This is a genomic window from Bowmanella dokdonensis (genome assembly GCF_017254865.1).
Lineage (GTDB): Bacteria > Pseudomonadota > Gammaproteobacteria > Enterobacterales > Alteromonadaceae > Bowmanella > Bowmanella dokdonensis.
Genome location: NZ_JAFKCV010000030.1, coordinates 2678 through 5033, shown reverse-complemented (window position 1 = coordinate 5033; position 2356 = coordinate 2678). Strand labels below are relative to the sequence as shown.

Here is a 2356-nt window from a genome sequence, read left to right as displayed (position 1 = left end):
TTGGGCGTTGTATGGTTAAGCCTCACGGGCAATTAGTACAGGTTAGCTTAACGCCTTACAACGCTTCCACACCCTGCCTATCAACGTTCTCGTCTTGAACAACCCTTCAGAGACCTTAAAGGTCTAGGGATGACTCATCTTGGGGCTCGCTTCCCGCTTAGATGCTTTCAGCGGTTATCGATTCCGAACGTAGCTACCGGGCAATGCGATTGGCATCACAACCCGAACACCAGCGGTTCGTCCACTCCGGTCCTCTCGTACTAGGAGCAGCTCCCCTCAATCATCCAGCGCCCACGGCAGATAGGGACCGAACTGTCTCACGACGTTCTAAACCCAGCTCGCGTACCACTTTAAATGGCGAACAGCCATACCCTTGGGACCGACTTCAGCCCCAGGATGTGATGAGCCGACATCGAGGTGCCAAACACCGCCGTCGATATGAACTCTTGGGCGGTATCAGCCTGTTATCCCCGGAGTACCTTTTATCCGTTGAGCGATGGCCCTTCCATACAGAACCACCGGATCACTATGACCTACTTTCGTACCTGCTCGACGTGTCTGTCTCGCAGTTAAGCCGGCTTATGCCATTACACTAACCTCCTGATGTCCGACCAGGATTAGCCGACCTTCGTGCTCCTCCGTTACTCTTTGGGAGGAGACCGCCCCAGTCAAACTACCCACCAGACACTGTCCGCAATCCCGATTCAGGGACCAACGTTAGAACATCGAACATACAAGGGTGGTATTTCAAGGGCGGCTCCACATCATCTGGCGACAATGCTTCAAAGCCTCCCACCTATCCTACACATGTAGGGTCAATGTTCAGTGCCAAGCTGTAGTAAAGGTTCACGGGGTCTTTCCGTCTAGCCGCGGGTACACCGCATCTTCACGGCGATTTCAATTTCACTGAGTCTCGGGTGGAGACAGCGTGGCCATGGTTACACCATTCGTGCAGGTCGGAACTTACCCGACAAGGAATTTCGCTACCTTAGGACCGTTATAGTTACGGCCGCCGTTTACCGGGGCTTCGATCAAGAGCTTCGCCTAAGCTAACCCCATCAATTAACCTTCCGGCACCGGGCAGGTGTCACACCGTATACGTCATCTTTCGATTTAGCACAGTGCTGTGTTTTTAATAAACAGTCCCAGCCACCTGGTCACTGCGACCCCCAGACGCTTACGGAGCAAGTCCTTCACGTCCAGGGGCGTACCTTCTCCCGAAGTTACGGTACTATTTTGCCGAGTTCCTTCACCCGAGTTCTCTCAAGCGCCTTGGTATTCTCTACCTGACCACCTGTGTCGGTTTGGGGTACGGTCAGTGTTATCATAAGCTTAGAGGCTTTTCCTGGAAGCATGGCATCTGCAACTTCGCCACCTTGGTGGCTCGTCTCGTGTCTCGGAATTATGTCCCCGGATTTACCTAAGAACACTCCCTACGCACTTTCACTTGGACAACCAACGCCAAGCTTGCATAGCCTTCTCCGTCCCCCCATCACTGATAACACCGGTACGGGAATATTAACCCGTTTCCCATCGACTACGCATTTCTGCCTCGCCTTAGGGGCCGACTTACCCTGCCCTGATTAGCATGGGACAGGAAACCTTGGTCTTCCGGCGTGGGGGTTTTTCACCCCCATTATCGTTACTCATGTCAGCATTCGCACTTGTGATACCTCCAGCAGACTTCTCAATCCACCTTCAACGGCTTACACAACGCTCCCCTACCCAGCATACAAGTATGCTGCCGCAGCTTCGGTGTCTAGTTTGAGCCCCGTTACATCTTCCGCGCAGACCGACTCGACTAGTGAGCTATTACGCTTTCTTTAAAGGATGGCTGCTTCTAAGCCAACCTCCTAGCTGTCTGGGCCTTTCCACATCGTTTCCCACTTAACTAGAACTTTGGGACCTTAGCTGGCGGTCTGGGTTGTTTCCCTCTTCACGACGGACGTTAGCACCCGCCGTGTGTCTCCCGGATAGTACTCTGCGGTATTCGGAGTTTGCATGGGGTTGGTAAGTCGGGATGACCCCCTAGCCCAAACAGTGCTCTACCCCCGCAGGTATTCGTCCGAGGCGCTACCTAAATAGCTTTCGGGGAGAACCAGCTATCTCCCGGTTTGATTGGCCTTTCACCCCCAGCCACAGGTCATCCCCGCCTTTTTCAACAGGCGTGGGTTCGGTCCTCCAGTTGATGTTACTCAACCTTCAACCTGCCCATGGCTAGATCACCGGGTTTCGGGTCTATACCTTGCAACTAAGCGCCCAGTTAAGACTCGCTTTCGCTACGGCTCCCCTATGCGGTTAACCTCGCTACAAAATATAAGTCGCTGACCCATTATACAAAAGGTACGCAGTCACC

General features: G+C 53.3%; 1 rRNA gene (only partly in view). It reads right to left on the bottom strand.

Features of this window, described 5'->3' with window-relative positions:
- Nucleotides 1–11 precede the first annotated feature (11 nt).
- Nucleotides 12–2356, bottom strand: a 23S ribosomal RNA gene (locus J0A66_RS21310) (it continues 766 nt past the right edge of the window).